This is a genomic window from Pseudomonas sp. NPDC087639 (assembly GCF_044743385.1).
GTDB lineage: Bacteria > Pseudomonadota > Gammaproteobacteria > Pseudomonadales > Pseudomonadaceae > Aquipseudomonas.
Window position 1 is genome coordinate 1 of the sequence record NZ_JBIUWI010000165.1, and the last position, 2,155, is coordinate 2,155.

At 54.4% G+C, this 2,155-nt stretch carries 3 protein-coding genes and 1 pseudogene; all 4 read left to right on the forward strand.

The window, feature by feature from the left end; all coding sequences use genetic code 11:
* Positions 1–70 (forward strand): annotated as a pseudogene (gene rplK / locus ACIOVB_RS27520) (50S ribosomal protein L11); the annotation flags it as partial.
* Positions 70–765, forward strand: coding sequence for a 50S ribosomal protein L1 (gene rplA / locus ACIOVB_RS27525; RefSeq protein ID WP_016984191.1), 696 nt, complete (start codon positions 70–72; stop codon positions 763–765). The pseudogene rplK and the gene rplA, both read left to right, overlap by 1 nt.
* A 198-nt stretch (positions 766–963) precedes the next feature.
* The gene (gene rplJ, locus ACIOVB_RS27530) at positions 964–1,464 is read left to right on the forward strand and encodes a 50S ribosomal protein L10 (protein ID WP_008081912.1); all 501 of its coding nucleotides are present in this window, start codon (positions 964–966) and stop codon (positions 1,462–1,464) included.
* 74 nt (positions 1,465–1,538) lie between these two features.
* Positions 1,539–1,904, forward strand: a complete 366-nt coding sequence (gene rplL / locus ACIOVB_RS27535; RefSeq protein ID WP_187679959.1) for a 50S ribosomal protein L7/L12 — start codon at positions 1,539–1,541, stop codon at positions 1,902–1,904.
* Positions 1,905–2,155: the final 251 nt, after the last annotated feature.

Sequence of the window (2,155 nt, forward strand, 5' to 3'; positions counted from 1 at the left end):
AATGGATGCAGCCGTGCGTACTATCGCAGGATCTGCTCGTAGCATGGGCCTTAACGTGGAGGGTGTGTAATGGCTAAGCTGACTAAGCGTCAAAAGGCTATCGCCGGCAAAATCGAAGCAGGCAAGGCCTACAACATTGTAGATGCCGCTGCTCTGCTGGCTGAGCTGTCGACTGTCAAGTTCAGCGAGTCGTTTGACATTGCTGTAAACCTGGGTGTAGACCCGCGTAAATCCGACCAGGTTGTTCGTAGCGCTACTGTGCTGCCACACGGCACTGGCAAGACTGTTCGCGTTGCTGTGTTCACTCAGGGTCCAGCTGCTGAAGCCGCTCTGGCTGCCGGCGCTGACCGCGTAGGTATGGACGACCTGGCTGCCGAAATGAAAGGCGGCGACCTGAACTATGACGTAGTGATTGCATCCCCGGATGCCATGCGCGTAGTAGGTCAGCTGGGCCAGATCCTCGGTCCACGTGGTCTGATGCCTAACCCTAAAGTCGGCACCGTAACTCCAGACGTAGCCACCGCGGTTAAAAACGCCAAGGCTGGTCAGGTTCGTTATCGCACCGACAAAAACGGCATCATTCACACTTCCGTTGGCAAGATGGGCTTCGACGCCGTCAAGCTGAAGGAAAACGTTGAAGCCCTGATCGCTGATCTGAAGCGTATCAAGCCAGCTTCTTCGAAAGGTATTTACGTCAAGCGCGTTACCCTGAGCACCACTATGGGCCCAGGTCTGGTCATCGACCAGAGCTCGTTGGACGCGTAAGACAAAGGTTGGCGCGATTGATCGCGCCAATTGAAAGATTGGGGTCCCTGCCTGGCGGGGGCTATCCAAGACCGTAGGCGGCGCAAGCCTTAAACCAAAAGCCTACGCAGATGGTGCTCCCGGTTCCTTACCGAATCAGACACCAAAACGACATTCGGTTCCGATCGAATGAAACGGTAACAAGCAGGAGTTAAACCCGTGGCAATTAATCTCGAAGACAAGAAGGCCATCGTCGCTGAAGTCAACGAGGCTGCCAAAGTCGCTCTGTCCGCTGTCGTGGTTGATGCACGTGGCGTAACAGTAGGCGCAATGACCGGACTCCGTAAAGAGGCTCGTGAAGCTGGCGTATACGTACGTGTTGTACGTAACACTCTGCTCAAGCGCGCCGTTGCTGACACTCAATACAGTGTTCTCAACGACGTGTTCACCGGCCCGACCCTGATTGCATTCTCGAACGAACATCCGGGCGCTGCTGCCCGTATCTTCAAAGAGTTTGCCAAGGGTCAGGACAAGTTCGAGATCAAGGCAGCTGCGTTCGAGGGCAAGTTCCTCGCAGCTAATCAGATCGACGTACTGGCAACCCTGCCGACCCGTGACGAAGCAATTTCTCAGCTGATGAGCGTGATTCAAGGCGCTACCAGCAAATTGGCTCGTACTCTGGCGGCAATTCGCGACCAGAAAGAAGCTGCCGCAGCCTAAGGCTCGTCAACTTCTCGCGTTTTTTGTTTATTTCGATGGTCGCGTAGGCCGTCCCCCAATTCAGGAATTGAGTCATGTCTCTGACTAACGAACAAATCATCGAAGCAATCGGCCAGAAATCCGTAGTGGACATCGTTGAGCTGATCAAAGCGATGGAAGAAGCTTTCGGTGTTACCGCTGCTGCCGCTTCGGCTGGCCCAGCTGTAGCTGCTGCTGCTGTTGAAGAGCAAACCGAGTTCAACGTTATCTTGAAAGGCGCTGGCGAGAAGAAAGTCAACGTGATCAAGGCTGTACGTGAACTGACCGGTCTGGGTCTGAAAGAAGCGAAAGAGAAGGTTGATACCGCTCCTCAGGTTATCGCTGAAGGCGTTTCGAAAGAAGCTGCTGAAGATGCCAAGAAGAAGCTGGAAGAAGCAGGCGCAGAAGTCGAAGTTAAGTAACTTTCGACTTTGCTCCTCCAGCCCGAGCGTCAAGCGACAGGCTGATGGCTGGTGGCTCTTGCCACCGGCCTTTTTCCGTTATTGGCAGCCGACTGGGTCGGTGCTGATAAAGGCGCTGTAACCACCCGATGCGGTGGAGCAAACCATGGGGTTTGCACGATTTTCTGGCTGCTCCCGTCGGGAGGGGCCAAACAAGCAGGTGACCAAGCTGGGGAACGCTGATGGCTTACTCATATACTGAGAAAAAACGT